The sequence below is a fragment of the Sulfitobacter mediterraneus genome (assembly GCF_003054325.1).
GTDB classification, from domain to species: Bacteria; Pseudomonadota; Alphaproteobacteria; order Rhodobacterales; family Rhodobacteraceae; genus Sulfitobacter; species Sulfitobacter mediterraneus.
The window spans coordinates 38,826-57,596 of the sequence record NZ_QBKU01000004.1 but is presented as its reverse complement, the minus strand read 5'-3'; the positions used below and the strand labels follow the sequence as shown (position 1 = coordinate 57,596).

General features: G+C 57.0%; 19 protein-coding genes and 1 tRNA gene. 8 read left to right on the top strand and 12 right to left on the bottom strand.

The window, feature by feature from the left end:
- Positions 1-77: 77 nt before the first annotated feature.
- Together C8N31_RS20330 and xylB are read left to right on the top strand one after the other, a co-directional pair.
- The gene (locus C8N31_RS20330) at positions 78-335 is read left to right on the top strand and encodes a hypothetical protein (RefSeq protein WP_170116155.1); all 258 of its coding nucleotides are present in this window, start codon (positions 78-80) and stop codon (positions 333-335) included.
- A 16-nt stretch (positions 336-351) separates the two neighbouring features.
- Positions 352-1,782: a xylulokinase gene (gene xylB, locus C8N31_RS07570; RefSeq protein ID WP_037918291.1), complete on the top strand. Its 1,431-nt coding sequence runs from the start codon at positions 352-354 to the stop codon at positions 1,780-1,782.
- A 48-nt stretch (positions 1,783-1,830) separates the two neighbouring features.
- Here xylB and C8N31_RS07565 read toward each other — a convergent pair whose 3' ends face one another.
- Complete coding sequence (locus C8N31_RS07565; protein ID WP_025048035.1) at positions 1,831-3,171, bottom strand: condensation domain-containing protein; 1,341 nt, start codon at positions 3,169-3,171, stop codon at positions 1,831-1,833.
- 272 nt (positions 3,172-3,443) lie between these two features.
- Here C8N31_RS07565 and C8N31_RS07560 point away from each other — a divergent pair, with 272 nt between their 5' ends.
- Positions 3,444-4,418 (top strand): LysR family transcriptional regulator, encoded by a 975-nt coding sequence (locus tag C8N31_RS07560; protein ID WP_025048036.1) that lies wholly within the window; start codon positions 3,444-3,446, stop codon positions 4,416-4,418.
- A 252-nt stretch (positions 4,419-4,670) separates the two neighbouring features.
- A complete protein-coding gene (locus C8N31_RS07555) occupies positions 4,671-7,106 on the top strand; it encodes a GcvT family protein (protein WP_025048038.1) in 2,436 nt (811 codons plus the stop codon).
- 13 nt (positions 7,107-7,119) lie between these two features.
- On the opposite strand, the gene C8N31_RS07550 is transcribed toward C8N31_RS07555, so the two are convergent.
- The 5 genes from C8N31_RS07550 to gstA form a co-directional block, all read right to left on the bottom strand.
- Positions 7,120-8,043 carry a DMT family transporter gene (locus C8N31_RS07550; protein WP_025048039.1) on the bottom strand — a complete coding sequence of 308 codons (924 nt, stop codon included), beginning with the start codon at positions 8,041-8,043 and terminating at the stop codon, positions 7,120-7,122.
- Positions 8,044-8,115: 72 nt separating this feature from the next.
- Positions 8,116-9,495: a nitronate monooxygenase gene (locus C8N31_RS07545; protein ID WP_197021512.1), complete on the bottom strand. Its 1,380-nt coding sequence runs from the start codon at positions 9,493-9,495 to the stop codon at positions 8,116-8,118.
- Positions 9,496-9,506: 11 nt separating this feature from the next.
- Entirely contained in the window at positions 9,507-9,713 is a 207-nt protein-coding gene (locus C8N31_RS07540) for a tautomerase family protein (RefSeq protein ID WP_025048041.1), read from the bottom strand.
- Positions 9,714-9,724: 11 nt separating this feature from the next.
- Positions 9,725-10,099, bottom strand: a complete 375-nt coding sequence (locus tag C8N31_RS07535; protein ID WP_025048042.1) for a nuclear transport factor 2 family protein — start codon at positions 10,097-10,099, stop codon at positions 9,725-9,727.
- A complete protein-coding gene (gene gstA / locus C8N31_RS07530; protein ID WP_025048043.1) occupies positions 10,096-10,719 on the bottom strand; it encodes a glutathione transferase GstA in 624 nt (207 codons plus the stop codon). Before gstA ends, C8N31_RS07535 begins: the two co-directional genes overlap by 4 nt.
- A gap of 122 nt (positions 10,720-10,841) precedes the next feature.
- Between gstA and C8N31_RS07525 the strand changes: the two genes are divergently transcribed.
- Positions 10,842-11,213 (top strand): winged helix-turn-helix transcriptional regulator, encoded by a 372-nt coding sequence (locus C8N31_RS07525; protein ID WP_025048044.1) that lies wholly within the window; start codon positions 10,842-10,844, stop codon positions 11,211-11,213.
- 559 nt (positions 11,214-11,772) lie between these two features.
- On the opposite strand, the gene C8N31_RS07520 is transcribed toward C8N31_RS07525, so the two are convergent.
- The 6 genes from C8N31_RS07520 to C8N31_RS07495 form a co-directional block, all read right to left on the bottom strand.
- On the bottom strand, positions 11,773-12,336 hold the full coding sequence (locus C8N31_RS07520; protein WP_146173114.1) for a hypothetical protein: 564 nt from the start codon (positions 12,334-12,336) through the stop codon (positions 11,773-11,775).
- Positions 12,337-12,527: 191 nt separating this feature from the next.
- Positions 12,528-13,352, bottom strand: a complete 825-nt coding sequence (locus tag C8N31_RS07515; protein WP_025048046.1) for a hypothetical protein — start codon at positions 13,350-13,352, stop codon at positions 12,528-12,530.
- Positions 13,353-13,822: 470 nt separating this feature from the next.
- Positions 13,823-13,899, bottom strand: a tRNA-Arg gene (locus C8N31_RS07510).
- Between the two features lie 150 nt (positions 13,900-14,049).
- Complete coding sequence (locus C8N31_RS07505; protein WP_025048047.1) at positions 14,050-15,435, bottom strand: sensor histidine kinase; 1,386 nt, start codon at positions 15,433-15,435, stop codon at positions 14,050-14,052.
- Between the two features lie 50 nt (positions 15,436-15,485).
- Positions 15,486-16,904: a dihydrolipoyl dehydrogenase family protein gene (locus C8N31_RS07500; protein ID WP_025048048.1), complete on the bottom strand. Its 1,419-nt coding sequence runs from the start codon at positions 16,902-16,904 to the stop codon at positions 15,486-15,488.
- Positions 16,901-17,635 carry a TVP38/TMEM64 family protein gene (locus tag C8N31_RS07495; protein WP_025048049.1) on the bottom strand — a complete coding sequence of 245 codons (735 nt, stop codon included), beginning with the start codon at positions 17,633-17,635 and terminating at the stop codon, positions 16,901-16,903. The genes C8N31_RS07500 and C8N31_RS07495 overlap by 4 nt, the downstream gene beginning before the upstream one ends.
- A gap of 308 nt (positions 17,636-17,943) precedes the next feature.
- Between C8N31_RS07495 and rpmH the strand changes: the two genes are divergently transcribed.
- The 3 genes from rpmH to yidD are packed head-to-tail and all read left to right on the top strand — an operon-like array spanning position 17,944 to position 18,749.
- Positions 17,944-18,078, top strand: a complete 135-nt coding sequence (rpmH, locus tag C8N31_RS07490; protein WP_025048050.1) for a 50S ribosomal protein L34 — start codon at positions 17,944-17,946, stop codon at positions 18,076-18,078.
- Between the two features lie 24 nt (positions 18,079-18,102).
- Positions 18,103-18,531, top strand: coding sequence for a ribonuclease P protein component (gene rnpA / locus C8N31_RS07485; RefSeq protein WP_025048051.1), 429 nt, complete (start codon positions 18,103-18,105; stop codon positions 18,529-18,531).
- Positions 18,528-18,749 carry a membrane protein insertion efficiency factor YidD gene (gene yidD / locus C8N31_RS07480; protein WP_025048052.1) on the top strand — a complete coding sequence of 74 codons (222 nt, stop codon included), beginning with the start codon at positions 18,528-18,530 and terminating at the stop codon, positions 18,747-18,749. The genes rnpA and yidD overlap by 4 nt, the downstream gene beginning before the upstream one ends.
- The last annotated feature ends 22 nt before the right edge of the window (positions 18,750-18,771 follow it).

Below are 18,771 nucleotides of genomic sequence, written 5' to 3'. Positions count from 1 at the left end.
CGAGGATCAACAATGAATCCGATCCCCCGACCGCGCCTGTACAGGCTGTTGCTGACTACGGCGCGTGGGTCTCCGTAGTGGACCGCCGCCAGTTCAATCCAGCCATCGAAGATCTTTACGTTGCGGGCGACACCTCCGGTTTTGGCAAGGTTTCAGGTGAGTCTATGACGTCGCAGATGCCAGACGGTGGTGCCATCGTGGTGCTCCGCGGCATTCCCACCGCGATTGAACTGACCGCCGTTGGCCTGACCTCGACTACTATTCTGACAACCCGCTCTAAGCGGCAACCGATACCATCTTGGCCGGACAGTCCGTACCGGCCAAGACACCCTTAAAAGAAAGAGATTAGTTATGTTTTTGGGGCTGGACCTCGGCACTTCTGGTGTCAAAGCACTTTTGATTGATGACGCACAAAGCCCGATTGCCGAAGGCCATGCGCCTCTGACGGTCGAGCGCCCGCACTCCAATTGGTCAGAACAAGATCCCAACTCTTGGATCACCGCCTGCAAAGCCGCCATCGCCGCCGTTCGTGCAGAGGCTCCACAGGCATTTGCCGCCCTCAAAGGCATCGCTGTTTCCGGCCAAATGCATGGCGCGACCTTGCTGGACGAAGCCGACAATCCGCTGCGTCCGGCAATCTTGTGGAACGATGGCCGCTCAGCTGCGCAATGCGAGGCGCTGGAAGCCCGCGCTGATTTTCGCGGGATTGGCGGCAATATCGTCATGGCTGGTTTCACCGCGCCAAAACTTGAATGGGTGCGCCAGAACGAGCCCGAAGTTTTCGCCAAGACCCGCAAGGTACTTTTGCCCAAAGACTACGTCGGTTTGTGGCTGACCGGACGGCATATGTCGGAAATGTCCGACGCCGCTGGCACCCTTTGGCTTGACGTCGGCAAACGAGATTGGTCCGATGCACTGCTTGCTGGCACGGGCCTTGATCGCAGTCATATGCCGCAGCTTGTCGAAGGGTCTGAAAGCGCCGGAAACCTGCGGCCGGAGCTGGCCAAAGCGTGGGGCGTTGGCTCCGTTGTGGTGGCGGGCGGCGCGGGAGATAATGCCGCGACAGCCTGCGGGCTCGGCATCACCAAACCGGGTGATGCCTTTGTCTCACTTGGCACCTCGGGTGTCTTGTTCACCACCACAGATCACTATGCCACCAACACCGAATCCGCCGTCCACAGCTTTTGCCATGCGCTGCCGGACACATGGCATCAAATGGGGGTTATCCTATCGGCGACCGACAGCCTCAATTGGCTCGCCGATCTTGCGGGACGGTCCGCCAAAGACCTGACAACCGGCATCGATAATCTGCCCAGCGCCGCCTCGCCCGTAACGTTCCTGCCCTATCTGTCGGGGGAACGCACCCCGCACAACGCCCCCGATGCATCCGCCAGCTTTCTTGGCCTCAAACGCCAGCACGGGCTGACCGAAATGACCCAAGCCGTGATGGAAGGCGTGGCCTTTGCCTTGAACGACTGCCGCCGCGCCATTGATCAAAGCGGTGCCCCACTCACAAGCGCATGGGTGGCCGGCGGTGGCAGCCAATCCAGAGCATGGCTCAACATGATCGCGGCGGCAACCGGGCTGACCCTCAAAGTACCAGCAAGTGGATCACAAGGCGCGGCCCTCGGCGCGGCGCGCCTCGCCATGGCGGCAAGTGGTATGACGGATGTGTTCGGCACTCCGGACTTGCAAGAAAGCATTGCGCCAGACCCAGCGTTGGCAGCGGCCTATGCAGAACGGCAAAAACTGTTCCGCAACGTCTATCCGGCGCTACCATAGCGGCAGGTCAAGGAAGGCTCCGAACAAAGCGGCATCGCCGCTGGCCTGTCAGGCGAAACTTTGGGTTGAGCCCACCTTTAACCCCAAGCGGGCAAATGTGTCCTGGGCAAGCGCTGCGATCTCATCCTCGCTATAGGCGTCCGCGTCGTATCTGAATTGCAACGCACTACGCTCCGGCTCAAATTCGGCCCGCAGAACCAGCTCGTCAAAATCACCCGGATAATGCGGCATCGCGATTTCGCTCAGCTCCATCGACCAAATGCGAACGGTCCCGTCTTCCGAAGGCAGCGCCGCGGCGCCTGAGGATTTCCGATTGCCGTTTAGGGGCATCCGGCTGCCAGTTGTGATCTGCCGGGGATAACTGCCTGCGTCGAGCAACCTGCGATCCCATGTCCCTTCGCGCCGGGCGGCAATTGCCGGCAGATGATCCAATGTCTCACGCCATTGCTGCGCATGATTTTGCGCCGCATCGACGACAGATTGACCCTCACAATGTCGAAACCGCATCAACGGGTGCAGCGCATGATGACCCGCGTATTGGAACAAGCGGTTGTCGTGGCGTCCGAGGGTCAGCGAGTAAAGCACGTCATCGACCTCCCCGGCCTGCGCCACGGTCTGGATAAAGGCCGTATTGGCCAACATGAATGCCGTTGTGCCCGCAGCCTGCGCCTGCGTACTCAGCTGGGCAACTTGCCCCGCAGTGAGATCACAATAATAGTCTGCCCCGGTTTGCCACGTCAGCCCTCCCTGCAAGATCGGCATACCGCGTTTGACCCGCCCGATCTGCGGAGGTGGCGGTGCAGGCAATAGCTTGTCCTCCCAAAACCGCTCTGCCAATACGCCGCTCATGGCACGGTCCCTGCCCCACCCTTGATAATAGGCGCCATAGCCAACAGCTGAGGTCACGATGGGTATCTGAAAATAGAACTTCATCAGATCATCGCGCATCAAGGTCATGCCAAAACCGTCTGTCAGGCAGGCATGCACCCGGAAAACCACAACATCGCCAAGGTCGCCAAACATCAGCAGATCAAGCTGCACCAGTTCATGCCCGATCAGCGGCAGAAAGCTGCGTGCATGCTTATGGGTGATCGCTTCGATGTCTTTTTCGGCGGCGCCGGCATAGTCATGAACACCCATCTGCGAGGCGCGCGATTCCAGAATGCAACATTTGGCCTCTGATCCATTTCGGTCGATCACCAGACGGGTGACGTCATGGCGGGCACAAAGCTGTGCAAAAGCCCGGCGCAATCGCCGTTCGCTCAACCCAGGGCGCACACGCATGGCAATAGAATGGGTCGTGTGGGTCAGGAAATTGCGATTGGCCTTTGGATGTTGTTCAAGCAACAGGCTGGAGTGCTGCCACGCCGTCAGCGGAAAGGTCTGCATGCGATGTTTAGAGCCTGTGAACAATCAGAGGTTATTTAGAACGGATTTACGTATCAAACGCAACCGCCCGGATCTCATGCCCATCAGTGTCCAATATCTTGAGAGATCAGCCTGTTGAACTTAGTTTCTGGCCTGATGGGTAGTCCCCGCGAGGTGCTGCGGGAAGGTAAATTGCGCCCTGCAACGGGCCCCAGATTCCCGATTTGGTTGGCATTGTTTGCCGATTTAAGTGATGAAATGGAAAGCCTTTTGATGACCGGACCCATTCTCTTATGGCAACACATGCTTCCAACAAAGAACTCAACCTGAAGGGATTGGAGCTTTTTCAGACCTATGCGCGCACGCATTCGTTGCAGGACACCGCTGAGGAATCCGGATTGTCGATCAGCACAGTTTCTCACCATTTGCGCAATCTCGAAAACCATCTGGGTGTGGATCTGTTTGACCACAGCCGTAGACCGATGATCCTGACACCAACAGGGCGTAATTTTCTGCGCAATATCGCGCAGGCCATGCAGGCCATCCGAAAGGCAACCGCCGAAGCATCCGCCGGCAATGTTGCAGATGCATCTTACCTGCGGATCGGCACCATCGAAGATCTGGACAGCGACGTATCACCTGAACTTGCGGTTTACCTGTCCCAGAAAATGCCGGACTGCAATTTCCTCTACCACACCGGCGCCAGCCACGAGATCATCAAGATGCTGCGCCACAGGGAGTTGGATCTGGGGATCGTGACAACACCGGCAAAATCCACCAATGACTTGATAGAGTGGCCGCTACTGCGCGACCCTTTTGTTGCCGTGCTGCCTGTGTCAGCGGAATCCTCACTGCCCGATATCGTCGCAGGAAAGGCCAAGCTGCCATTCCTGCAATTTTCAAGCGATTTGATTATTGCTGCCCAGATCGAAGCGCAACTGCGCCGATTGGGCGTGCAGTTGCCAAACAAATTCAAATGCGGCAACAACCAGACGCTGATGGCCATGGTTGCGGCGGGTGCGGGCTGGACCATCACAACGCCGCTGTTGTTTTCCCGCGCAAGACGGTTTCAACCCAAGCTGCGCATGCACCCCTTTCCCGGCAAAAGCTTTGGGCGCACCCTGTCCTTGATCACCAGCCCCGATTGTGCGCAATCCGTGATCGACCTTGTCAGCTATAAGGTGCGTAGCGAATTGAGCCGGCAGGCGATTGCAGAGACCCATCGCATAACGCCGTGGCTCAAAGATCAGTTTGCCCTCATCGACTAGCGCGGAGCCTTGTCCTAACGGGATATTCACGCGTGCGTTAATCCCGCGTTTCAAATGCGGCGGCGGAGTCTCGGACTTCGCCGAGGCCCGCCCCTCTCCAGACAATATCTTGTGTGACTTGCCCCAATATCGGCAGTATAAGTTTCAAAAAATGGGAATTTATTTCCCAACTTTTGCGAATAGATACCCATTCCTTGAACCCAAAGCGCAAGTCTTGCTTTGGTAAGCGAACCATTTCTGAGGGGAACGTAAATGAAATCACGCACAAAGGTTGTAGTCATCGGTGGCGGGATCGCCGGCTGCTCAACATTGTATCACCTGACCGAAGAAGGTTGGAGCGACGTTGTTCTGATCGAACGGGATGAGCTGACCTCAGGCACCACATGGCATTCTGCGGCGCAGGTGACGAATTTTGGGATGAACCAGACGATGGTGGGGCTCAAGACCCACTCCATCAACCTTTATAAGAAGTTGCGTGACGATCCAGAATATCCTGTCGGCTATCACCATGGTGACGGCGGCATCCGGCTGGCCAACACCGAAGAACAGATGCAGGGCTATCGCCACTTTGCGTCGATGGCGCGGGGCATGGGAGTGACCTTTGAAGTCATCGATGCAGAGGAATGCGCCCGTCGACACCCTCTGATCTCAACAAACAACCTGCTGGGCGGCCTTTGGGATGGCGAAGACGGTGATATTGATCCGGCGCAACTGTGTCAGGCACTTGCGTTTCATGCCCGCAAGGCTGGTGCGGAAGTGTACCGCCACACCAACGTTACCGCGCTGACCCAGCATGCCGATGACACATGGACGGTAGAGACCGACAAAGGCAGCATCGACGCCGATATCGTTGTGAACGCCTGCGGTTATCGCGTGAACGAAGTGGGCGGCATGATGGGGGTGCATCACCCCGTTGCATCCATGGAACACCAGTATTTCGTTACCGAAGACATTCCAGCCATCGCCGAGGCCGGTCACCGCATGCCGCTGTTGCGTTGCCCGATCAGCGATTATTATTCGCGGCAGGAAAAGAATGGCCTTTTGGTGGGGTTCTACGAACAGGACTGCAAAACATGGGGCATGGATGGCATCAGCCCGAGCTTTGCCAATGATCTGTGCCCCGATGATCTGGACCGGGTGATGGACGTACTGGAGGGGGCGTTTGAGAGGATGCCTGCCCTGACCGAAGTTGGCATCAAACGTGTGGTCAACGGCCCGATCACCTATACGATTGACGGAGCGCCGCTTGTTGGCCCGATCCCCGGCAAACGAAACGCATTTTGCATCATCGGCCTGCGGGCGGGTGTGGGCGAAGGCGGCGGCCACGGCTGGCTGCTTGCGCAGCAGATCGTGCATGGCGAGGCGCAGTATGACACGTGGTGCATCGATCCACGGCGGTTCACCGGGCATACAAATGTCGAACTGACCGCGCTCAAGGCAATCGAAGACTACCAGAACGAATTCCGCTTTCATTTCCCTCACGAACATCGCCCCGCCGGACGCAACGCCAAGACAACACCGCTCACGCCGATCATGGCCGCCGAAGGTGCAGAATTTACCGTCGTGAATGGATGGGAGCGGGTGGATTACATCAAGCCGTCACCGGATTTCCACCCGAGCTTGAGCTTTAACTTCGACGAGACCTTCGACATTGTCGGTGCAGAGGTCCGCAACGTGCAGGAAAACGCTGGTCTATGCGAGGTGAACGGCTTCAACCGCTTCGAGATTACCGGCGCGGACCGGCACAGTTTTCTTGACCGGATGTTTTGCGGGGCCGTCACCAAAAAGGATGGCCGCGTGGGCCTTGGGTATCTGCTGAACCATCACGGCATGATCAAAGGTGAGGCAACGATTGCGAATATCCCGGCCTCGGATCGCGGCCCGGCCCGCTGTTGGTATGGATCGGCAGCGGCTTCCGAATATCACGACATGGATTGGCTGACCCAGCATCTGCAGCCGGACGAAGACGTCCAGATCCACAGCATGACCAACGATCAGACGATCCTCGTTCTGGCCGGACCCAAAGCACGCGATGTGCTATCGGACTGCGCCCGAGGCGACTGGTCCAAAGAGGCCTTTCCTTGGCTGTCAGTGCGCGAATGTTTCATCGATTTCTCGCCCGCGACCGTGCTAGGTGTCAGCTTTTCTGGTGAACTGGCGTATGAAATCCACGTGGCGAACGCCTCTCTTTATGCGGTCTATCTTGCCCTGCGCGAGGCGGGCAAAGCACATGGCATGAAACTCTTCGGCGCGCGCGCGGTGGATTCCATGCGGCTCGAAAAAGGCTTTCTGCATTGGAAGGCCGATCTGCTGACCGAATTTGATCCGTTTGAGACAGGGCTGGACCGCTTTGTTCGCCCGGACAAGGGGGCGTTCATCGGACAGGATGCCTTGCGGCAGCGAATGAAGAACGGGCCGGCACGCCGCCTCGTGACGCTCAAGGTAGACAGCACAACCGCGCCTGCGCATGGTGGTGCATCCTTGATGCAAGGTGATGCGGTAGTGGGCACGGTCACTTCGGGCGAATGGGGGCATCGTGTAGGCATGAACCTCGCCTATGCCTTTGTCCTGCCAGAACTGGCGGCGGTCGGCACCGCAATGCAGTTGGACCTCTGCGGTGAATTGGTGACGGCAGAAGTGATCACGCCCTCGCCCTATGACCCGGAGTATGCCCGCATGCGCGCCTGACCTTGCACAGGGGTCAGGGATTTCTGGCGATGTTGGTCGTTACGTTCCGCGTGGCGCGGCTTCGTGTCAGAACGATTGCGATGATGACCAACGCACAGGCACTGAGCTGCGCAATCGTCAGGGTCTCGCCAAATGCGAACATGCCGACAAGGAACATGGTCGGCAATTCAACGCTGCCAATCACAGCGGTGCGCGACGCGCCAATGATGGGAGAGCTGACAGTATAAATCAGCTGTGGGACAAGCGCGGAGACAACCGCAATTCCCAAAATCATGATCCATGTACTTGCGTCAGCGGGCAAAATTTCCGCCGCTGTCGACGTCGCAACAAGAGGCGACAGCGCCAATACCGATCCCAGTGAAACAGACGCGATCCTCGCGAGCGGTGGGATGCGCGAAAGGCGATGCACAAGGACGCATATGCCAAAACCGAACCCCAAAGGCGCCGCCAGCGAAAAGATCAATGCCGGCAAGTCTTGAGAAGGAACCGCAGCTGGATTTCCGGCGATAACGGCGGCCAGAAAGATCAGGCCGGAGGCAAGCAAGGCCCTGCGGGATGGTGGATCGGCAAACATTGCCCATGCAATGACGACCGTGAACACAGGGTAAGTCATATAGAGAACACCAACTGTCGAAGCAGGGATCGTTTCAACCGCCCTTACATATCCGATCCAACCCAGCCCCATACCTGCGCCTGCACAGAGGCCCCAGACAAGTTCGCGCCATGCCTTCAACTGGCTCAGAAACGCGGGCAACAAAATCACTGCGGTGATGACATATCGGTAAAAGGCCACCGAATGTGCGGCCAGCCCTTGGTCGGTCAGATTTCTGCTGAAATAGGGGACGATACCAAAACAGACCGACGCAAAAAGCACCCCAAGCGCGGCCATTGTTTGCTTGGTATCCAGTGCTTTTGCATCTGAAAGGGAATCTGTCATGCCCAAGGCCTATCACAGCCTTGGCCTTCTCCTATGCTCTTCGTATCGCACAGCGGATCTTGGACCCGGACCCTAGCTTGGAAACCCTTCATGCGCTTCGACCTGGTCGAGGGTGGATGACCACAACGGTTGCTCGCTGATAAATGTCCGGTACATCTGCGCAACCTCCGGTTCCCCCTGCAAAGACCCCGCAGGAACAATCATTTTGGTTCCGTCGCCGCTGGACCACGGAACGCCGGAGCCGCAGGTGCGGCAGAACGATTTGGAAATGTCCCGGCCCGGCATCTGGTAGTTGGCGATGTCATCGCCTCCGGACCGCCATTTGAATTGATCTGCGGCGGTGAACAAGTTGGATGCGAAGGCCGATCCGGTGATCTGTCTGCACTGATCACAACTGCACAAGAACATTTTGTCAAAGCTGGACGCGACCTCAAAGGAGACCTTACCACACAAACAGCTGCCTTTTAGTTTTGACATTCTCTCATTCCTTTTGATGGGATCGACCATTTGGCTGAGGTGCCGCAAACGCTCTTCGGCTTGCGACATCATTCTTTGTAGGATCACATGCGCAGGTTCGCGGCGGTGTACCAGATCCGCCGCCTCGCCGACGATCACCGGGGCGATATCGGTATCCCCCGCTGCCGTGGCCGCGTTGAAGCGGGCTTGCTCGGCTTTAAGGTTCTGTCGCAGGCCGCTGATGTCCGCGCTCCAACGATGGGTGAAGCCATTACGCAACGTACGGATGTTCCAAGTTGCAGGCCAGTCCAGCCCGCGTGCAACATCATAAACAGAGCTGCGTTCGGTGTTGTCACCACTGCCACCAAGAGCGGCCTCTTTGGCGGCGCCACTGGCGAGAGATTCGTCACTGGCAAAGAACCCAGTGCCGCACAAAACGCCCGCAGCGCCCAGCGCAAGCGCTGCCGCCAAACCGCGCCCATCCGCAATGCCGCCTGCGGCGATGACGGGTGTGCCTTGCGCAATATCAATCACGGCCGGAACGAAGGGCATCGTCGCTCTTGCCCCGCCATGCCCCCCAGCTTCGGTGCCTTGCGCCACCATGGCATCAACGCCAGCCTCGACCGCTTCACGCGCTTGATCCAGGGTCTGCACCTGCACGATCAGCTTGACCTGCGCCTGCCTGATTTGCGGTAGGAACGGCCCAAAATCGCCAAACGACAACATGAGCGCGGCAGGTTTGCGGGCCAAAGCCAGATCCAGCAGATGAGGCTGGCGTGCGAGCGACCAGGTGATAAAACCCACCCCTACCCGCGCATCGCCTGCTGCATCGAATTCCTGTTCGAGCCAAGCCGCATCGCCATAGCCGCCACCGATCAGACCCAAACCGCCTGCCCGACTGACTGCCGCGGCGAGCGCCCCGCCGCTGACACCTGCCATCGGTGCCAGCAAAACGGGATGCTCGATCTCGAACAATTCACAAAGAGATGTGCGCATAGCCATTTGAATCAACGGGCCAATGCGTTGCGGTATTGTTCAACTGGCAGGCCGCCAATCCCCCAATCTTCAAGCGCAACTTCGTCGATGACAACAAAAGTTGTTGCCGGGCTTTTATCGAGAACCCGCACCAGCAAATCGGTTACGCCGCTGATCAGCTCAGCCTTTTGATCGGGAGTGACGCCCTCGCGCGTCACCTTGATGTTTACATAGGGCATTTCAAGTCCTTTCAGCTTTCACGTTCCGTGATCTGGAATATTTTGGCCATGATCCACCATGCCCCATCGGCCCGCACAAGGGTCAGGAAATCGACAAAATCCTTTGAGCCGATGGAACAGCGCACGCGGGCAAAGGCGGTGTTCTCGCCCGCGAACTCAATCGATTCAATCACATCACGCCGTGGTTCCCCCCGCGAGGCGGGGGATTTTCGCCCCGCCACCACCGGAAGATATTCGTCCATCGTACGATAAAGCAAAGGCGTCTCATCCGCCGTTGCATAGATCGCCCTTGGGTGAAAAACGGTGGCCAGCTTGCCAGCGTCGGCGTGGTAAAGACCATCGAAATAGGTCTCGATCACCCCCGTGACTGCAGTAAAGTTGGTCATGCCGCTTGCTCCATCAAACCTTCGGCGATCATCGCCTTGATCGAGGCCGGACGCGCGGCGATACGGGCCACATAGGCTTGAGTTTTGGGATAACCATCGAGGTTGACCCCAACAAAACCAGCCCAGTTGAGCACCACAAAAGCATAGGCATCCGCAACGGTGAACGTATCACCCAAGAGGAAGTCGCGCCCGTCTGCAAGTCTGCTTTCGATATAGGCCGCGCGGCGCTGAACACCTGCCTCAGCCTTTTCGCGCCGTGTATCATCCATCTCAACACCTGAGAAAAACGGGCTGAAAGACTTGTGCAGTTCGGATGAGACGAAGTTGAGCAGTTCCTGCAGGCGAATGCGGGCCAAAGTGCCATGCGCGGGGGCAAGGCCGGCATCCGGCGCCTGATCGGCCAGATACTGCAACACGGCAGGGTTTTCTGTCACGATATCGCCGCCGTTTGTGACCAGCGCCGGAACATAGCCATTTGGGCTGATCTGGCGGAAATCATCGCCCGCTTCGGTCGTGCCCGCCTCTGTGTCGGTCTTGTCCAGGTCGAACGCAACGCCAAGCTCGTTCAGGATAATATGTGACGCCATCGAGCAAGCACCGGGTTTGTAGTAAAGTTTCATTGTCATAACTCCAATCGGTTGGTGTGGTGGATTAGAGATGGTAGATTGGATAACCGTTGACAACTTGGTTTCCACTGGTTACCTCATTATCCAGTTACCCCATGGAAACCTAGTCACCTGAAATGGCGCTCAAAGTTCGCAAAAACCACAGCCCCGACCCGCCGCAGCCTTGTATGCTGACCCATTGCATGGCCGTGATCTCCGGTGCCTGGGCGGCCAATGTGATTTGGTCACTGCGTGCCGGCCCGCGCCGCTTCAATGAATTGCGCATGGACATTCCGCCGATCTCGGCCAAGGTGCTGTCGACCCGTTTGAGCGAGCTTGAGCAGCGCGGTGTACTGTCGCGCAATGTGCAGCCAACCTCACCTCCTTCGGTGGAATACGCCCTAACAGATCTGGGCAGCGAACTTGTCCCAGCGCTTGAGGCGATCGTTGAAGTTGGTCACAGGCTCAAGATGCGCGAAGCGGGCAAAGGCCCGGATCTTCGGCAATAGAATGGCAGATCGCGCGTTTTTTGGCTCAGCTCAATCAACGCGACGGACCGTGTGAAACCCGGAGGCCCCTCAAGATTCGCACTCGCTTTGCCACGCCCGCATCAGCGTTATGACACTTAGGTCAGGACCGCGTGATATTCGGTATTTAAGGGGTAGTGGCGGACCGAGGAGAATGACACATTGCGTTGAAATATAAAGGAAAATCAGAACCTGAACAAAACTTTAGCGCCAATGCATATCAATGACTTAGATCTATTGTTCAGGTTTTTCGAACACTCGACTCATCGGAAGGAGGTGGTGAACGGCGTTGCTGTACAACCAACCTTCAACGCTCACTGCGCACACGAACCATACAAGGTTTGGTAGATGCCTAGTTGGAGCACATTCCCACCTCAAGCGAGCTGCGGCGTGCCGCCGACACATTCGGCGGTTTGCAGCCCAAAGCTGACATTTCCTTTCTATGGAACAGAGGATCTTCGGTAAGCTGGTATCAAAGGGGACTGAGTAAGTCGTACCAGTCGCTGAAAAGCAATTGGGCATGCAGACGTTAATCCCGAAGTCACTTCCTTGGCCCAGCTTTCCGTTTCTTTGCCGCCTGCTTCCGCCTCTGCTTTCGATTGGACGTCACCATTCTAGGGGGGGCCTGGCGTTCAATAATTATCTGTGTCAGTTCAGGATACTCTTCATCTTCCACACGCCGCATCTTCAGTGGCTGTTGTAGAACTCCGAGTTCCCTGCAGTTTTCTCTTATCTGCTGGCGCTCCTCGTCGTTCCAGTCCCCCTGTTCAGCATAAATCAAATCTTCAGATACACCGCGGCCTTGTTTTGGTGGTTCACGGGATATCCCAACGATCCTCTTCAAATGTGGGTACTTTTCCAGAAGGCCATGGGCGTAAATCATTGCCCGTTCCGTACGCTTTCTTCGATATTGTTCATAACCGCCTTTGTCCTCCATCCAGGCCTGATACTTGAATGTCATAATAAAAAAAGCGGTTTCGTTGTCCCTCGCGCCGGCGGGGGACAGCATCATGCGGAAGAAGGCGTCTTTGGTTCTTCCCTGCTCCAAGGCCCCCATGATGGCTTCGCCATGACTTCGTCTGCTGAAACGCATTTCCAGAGCCATGAACCTAACGCCGAGCTCGTTCCTACTCAGCTCAAATTCATGATCGTCAAGAGTGATGGACGTACCATTAAGCATATGCTCTGTGAACAAGGTAATGAACTTGTCCCAGACATAGGAGATTTTGTCGGCTTCCTTTTTTGCGAGGTACTGGGGATCAGAAACCCAGTTTCTGTAGTGGTCACGATCAATCGTTATTGGAGCAGAGCGTCATCAACGACAAAATCGTGGTCGCCGTCCTCATTAATCCTGATGGCATAGTAAGCAAGCAGGTTTTCTTCACCTTGAGCGGATAGAAGTTGCCCGGATCGAACAAACTCTTCCTTCTTTCCAAGGTAATCCGTGAAGTCTCGAACGGTATCCAACTCATTCATTACGATATCAAGAGACACGTCATCGAGAACATGAACGAAGGAGCCATCAGGGTTCACATCCCCAATGGCAAATGGGGTCGCTTCGCCTGGGTCCCTTGGACAGTGCATGTTTCCTTTCAGAGTTGGCTGAATGTTTAGGCTGCCGGAGTGGCCTGCGAAGTGTTTCTTGCACTGAACTGATGCACCGCGTGCGACAATTACATGGTGGAACTTGCGCTTCTCTTGAGGGGGCAGGTTAATTGGGAAGGGGTTTTTGCAGTCCCGATCCAGGAAGATGCGGTTGGGATGCTCTTCTATCCATCTCTCTGCGCCCTTGGCTTGCTTGGCTGCAGCCAACACCGCCCGCTTAACCCATCGCGCCCAGGCAATGGGTATTTCACCAGTTGGCCACTCAATGCTCTTTTCCGAGAAAACGATGATATGATCGCCGCAAACCACGAGCAGATCGCATAGTTCTTTGCCATCACCTCGTCCCTTTCCGCCAGTTTTTTGGTCTCTGTAAGGACTTGGATAGGACCAAAGGTTCAGGAAGGACTTTTCCGCGAGGATTGCCAAGTACCTTTCGCTTTCAGTAACACCGACCTCTTTTAAAACAGGTGGGCGAAGCTGCTCAGGGCGATCATCTATTCCAGAAGGCTTTTTCATTTTCCACTGCGCTCAAAATTTGGGTTTTGCTCTACTATAATGTGTAGGATGTGGCATACAAAAGCTCTTAAGGTTGAGGCGGCGAAAAACGAAATATACCTGCTTCAGATTTAGAGAGTAATTTTTGAACCAGTTTGAAGCCATAGGCAGCAACGGACCGCGCGTTAGACTTTGCAAAGCTCACTTTCTGCGCACCGCCGACCTTGCCCCCAGAGACCGGGTTGCGGCCAAGGGCAGCCATATCCGCTCTTGCGGGTCCTCCAGACTTAAGTGCCGTTTCGCTCGATTGCAGGTCGCTTTAGCGTATTGTCGAACTAAGAAGAATTCTTGCTCAAAGCAGATCTCTAGCCCGACTCGCGCCTTGAGGTTATGCGCCTGTGTCCAGCTATCCGGGTTATCTGCTGTTCAGATACATGATTTTGCTCAGAAAAGCGCCATAAGCACTTGATAAATAACGAAATTTTTGGAAGTGGCGGACCGAGGAGGATTCGAACCCCCGACCCCTTGATTCGTAGTCAAGTACTCTATCCAGCTGAGCTATCGGTCCACTAGGGCGCGGTTTAGTCGGCCCGCTCAGGGTTTGCAAGTCTGTTTTCGCGACTTTTTGCGATTACGTCACTTTGCGTCTCAATCGCCGTGGGGCGGGCGAATGAAACGTCATATTTCTATGGCCGGGCGCGGCTTGCCCGCATCCAGATCATATCGCGCCATCGCCTTTTGGCAGCGTCACCCGGAAACAAGTGCCATCCGCACCGGTGCGCAACAGCTGCAATGATCCGCCGTGGCCCTTCACCAGCTCAGCCGCAATCGCAAGGCCCAAACCGGAACCACCTTTGCGAGCCCCGCCTTGGAAAGGGGTAAAGAGATGCTCCTGTGCTTTGGGCGGCAGCCCCGGCCCCGTGTCAGAAACATCAATGTGCCAGGCGGCGTCATCTTCGTGGGCGGTCACACCGATTTCGCCCTCCTGCCCTGTTGCCATCAAGGCTTGGCGGGCGTTGCGAACCAGATTGGACAAAACGCGATACATCTGTTCGGGATCGGCCCGCAGGTGCATGCCCGCAGGCACATTCACAGCAAAGCTCAGGTTCTGATCGCGGCTCGCCAATCGTTCGGCATCAATGGCGTCCTCTATCAATTCGGCCATGGCCATCATGGTCAGGGTCGGCCCCGGCTCTTCGGCCTTGCCGAAGGCCAGCGTCGATTCGCACAAATGCACCGCACGGGTAATGGAGCCAACCAGCTTGGGGGCAAGCCGCCGCACGGTCGGATCTTCGGAGGTCTCGATACGGTCCGTAAACAACTGCGCCGCGGCAAGGATGTTGCGCAGATCGTGGCTGATCTTGCTCACAGCAGAGCCAAGCTGCGCCAGACGTTCCTTTTGCTTGAGCGCTTGGGTCAGATCGGTCTGCATCATTTGCAACGCCACCTCCGCCTCGCGCAACTCAGTCACGCTGGCCGAAGGCTCGATAATCCCCCGTGCGTCTTCGGGCGCGCGTGCATAGCGTTGCATATGCCCAACCACACCTTTGATGGGTTTGAGCAGCAAGGCCCGCATCGCCAGAAAAAGAAGTAAGGCCGTGATCACCGAAATCACTGCCGACAAAACCAGAATGCGCAGGCCATAATCGATCATCGCCATACGCATCGGCGCGGTTTCCATGGTGATCTCGATCAACAACCCGGCCTCGCGCACCGGCTCGCCCATCACCCGGACCACCTCGTTTTGGGGGCGGAAGAGGCGGCGCATTGCGTCGCGGATCAGCACCATCGCGGTTGCATCACGCAGATCGACAGTCGCGGCAATGGTTTGCGGCATATCGGAGGACAACATCAGCTGCCGCACCTCATCGCGGCGCAGCACCACGTTAAACACCTCGGCATTCTTGAGCAGCTCATCCTCAAGCGCCGGATCAAGCATATCATCCGCCAGCAACGCCAGCGAGGCGATCTGCGCCCGTTCAAGCCGGTTGAGCATGTAGTCTTCGCGGAACCGCGCAATGGACGGCACAAAGATCATCACTTCGGCCACCATCACAAAGATTGTGGTCAGGATCAGCAGTCGCCCAGACAGGGAGTTGATCATCGTGGTCTTCACCCTCTAACCGTTCGCACAAAACACCCCACAAGGCAGCCCTAGGGAAGAAACCGTTGCACCAGCCGCACCACCCGCTTGACCATTGGGCTTTCAAACAGGCGCGGGCTGAAATAGGCGCCCGCGGCACGTTTGTTGATCTCGCCAATGGTTGGATAGGGAGCAACCATAGCGGCAATCTGGCTCATTTTCATATTGTTGGCCAGCGCCAAGGCCCAGAGGTTGATCAACTCGCCCGCCTGATAGCCGGCAATCGACGCACCGACCGGGCGGCCCTTGACCACCATCACTTTGATCAGGCCCTTTGTCTTGCGTTCAGCAATGGCGCGGTCGTTGTGGTGATAGTGAAACCGCACGACTTCCGACTTATCGCCGTGTTGCTCTTTCGCTTGCGCCTCGGTTAGGCCCACCTGAGACAGCTCAGGGTCAGTATAGGTGGCCCAAGGGATATGGGCCGTCTTGGCCTTGCTGGGCAGGCCAAACAACATCGACCGAATGATCACCCCGGCATGATAGCCCGCCAAATGGGTGAATTGCAGGCCGCCCGCGACATCACCAATGGCATAGACTTTGCGGTTGGTGGTGCGCAGGGCGTCATCCACTTTGATCCCGTTGCGTATGGGTTCAATACCCGCTTTTTCCAGATCCAGCTTATCGGTGTTGGCTTTGCGCCCCACCGCCATCAAAAGGTGCGAGCCTTTGAAAGACCGGCCATCTTCGGCCAGTACCTCAATTGCGCCCGCCTTGCCGCGCACTTCGGAAACTTTCGCGCCTTCCTCGATCACCACACCTTCATCGCGCAGCGATTGCAGTACGATTTCGGCCAGTTCCGGATCATCCTTGCCCAGCGCGGTTGCCCCTTCGATGACAGTGACCTTGCAGCCCATGCGAATATGCGCCTGCGCCATCTCCATGCCAATCGGGCCGCCACCCACAATCAGCAGATGCGCGGGCTTTTCACGCAACTCGAACAGCGTTTCATTGGTTTCGTAAGGCACCTGGTCCAGACCGCTGATCGGCGGCACAAAGGGCGAAGATCCTGTGGCGATTACGATCCGCCGCGCAGAGATCACGGCATCGCCCGCCTGCACCTCGGTTTCAGAAATGAACCGGCCATATTCCTCAATCACCCGCACGCCAAGCCCCTCAAACCGCTCAACGCTATCGACCGGAGCGATCTGTGCGATGACATCGGCCACGTGATCCTTGGCGGCCGCGTAATCCACCGTGCCGGGCGCATTTGCGACACCGTATTGCGCCGCGTGGGTTTGCCCATGGGCCGCCTTGCCCGTCGCAATCAGAGCCTTGGAGGGCACACAGCCATAATTCAGGCAATCACCGCCCATCTTGTGCCCCTCCAAAAGAGTGACATCCGCCCCCATTTGCACGGCACCTGCCGCCACAGACAACCCGCCAGAGCCCGCGCCGATGACCAACACATCTGTTTTGATCCGCTTCATTTCAGCAGCTCCTTCTTGCCGGTCACGGCCTTGATGATGATGGGCAAAACTGAAAGCGCACAAAGGCCAAGGATCGGCAGCAGAATATGTGGCTCAAAGATAATCCCAAGATTTGGCGTTTCACCTGCGGCAAACACCGCGCCCAACCCCGCACCAACCGAAGTATAGACAACCGCCCCCGGAATGATTCCTAGAAACGTCGAAACCGCGAACCGGTATAGCGGTACGCCAAGAAACGCCGGCAACAGGTTGGCCACAAAGAACGGCACCGCAGGCACCAGCCGGATGAAGAACAGCATCGACCACTGGTTGTTATCAATCCCCTGCTTGATCTTGCGCACCATGCCATCTGAGGCGTCCATGCGCGATTTGAGCCGTTCTCCAAGGCCCATGCGGGCGGCCTGAAAGATCACGATGGCGCCAATCGTCGCCCCGGTGACGTTGAAGACCGTGCCCAGCACTGTGCCAAACAGAAAGCCGCCCGTGAGCGTGGCAATGGTCGCGCCGGGGAGGGAAAAGGCAACGATCAGCACGTAAAACAGCACAAATATCAAAGCGGTCAGCAGATAGTTACTGTCGCGAAAGGCAATCAACGCCTCGCGGTTGTCACGCAGCGTGTCAAAGCTAAGGTAATCGCGCAGGGTGAATGCGCCGATCGCCGCAACCACTGCAATGGCGATGAGCGGCGCATAACGGGCCACGGCGGATTTTTCATCATTAGAATCAGTCATCAGGCTCATGTCTCGGACCACGGAATAGGGAACTGGGTATCGTTCCTATCTAAATGGACTGTTGCGGCGCATGACGACAGGTCTATCACGGGCGCTTGATCATCGGTGTGGTTTTTGGCATCTGGCACCCGTCCAAACCCCCGCTTTGAAACATATGCGGCGTGTTTTTTGGAAATTGTTGCAAGACTCGCAGATTTCCGCTCCAGAGGGTTTGACTTGCCGCGCCAGCAGCTTTAGAGGACGGGCTTGAATTGACGCTGGCCGGAACGATTCCGATGATCCAGTAAGTATTAAGTGGAGACGGAGCGATGAAACGCACCTATCAACCTTCGAACCTTGTGCGCAAGCGCCGCCACGGTTTCCGGTCACGTATGGCTACCAAAGCTGGCCGTAAGATCATCAACGCACGCCGCGCCCAGGGCCGGAAATCGCTGAGCGCATAATCGCGCCAGACGGATTGACGTAACATGACACCGCCGGAGGCACCCAAAGATGGCACTGACGCCATGCTGCGGGATACGCCGCCGGCGGTTTCGTCATGTCTGACGGTCCTCACCAAACGCCCGGATTTCCAACGCGCCAGCCGCGCGGCCCACACGGCAACGCCCGGCTTTGTTGTGCAAATGCGCAAGCGGCGCGATGGCGAAATACCAGATGCGCCAGAGATGGTGCGCGTGGGTTTCACCTGCTCCAAGAAGGTCGGCAATGCCGTGGCCCGCAACCGCGCCAAACGGCGGCTGCGCGAGGTGGCCCGCCTGACCCTGCCGCAGCAGGGCAAACCCGGCCATGACTACGTGTTGATTGGCCGCAAAAACGCCACCGCCGATCTGCCATTTGCGCAGTTGCTCGCTGACTTTGAAAAAGCGCTTGGCATCCTGCACGGCAAGCGACGATGACCCTCCTCGCCCGCGTTTTGTCTTGGCCCGTGCTGGCTTACCGCGCTGTATTCAGCCCTTGGGTCGGCCACAACTGCCGATACCACCCGACTTGCAGCGCCTATGCCCTCGAAGCCTTGCAAAAACATGGCGGCCTAAAAGGTGGCTGGCTGGCTGCACGGCGCATAGCCCGATGCCATCCCTGGGGCCGCAGCGGCATCGACAACGTCCCCGATTAAAGCGCAATCGCCTGATTTTGGG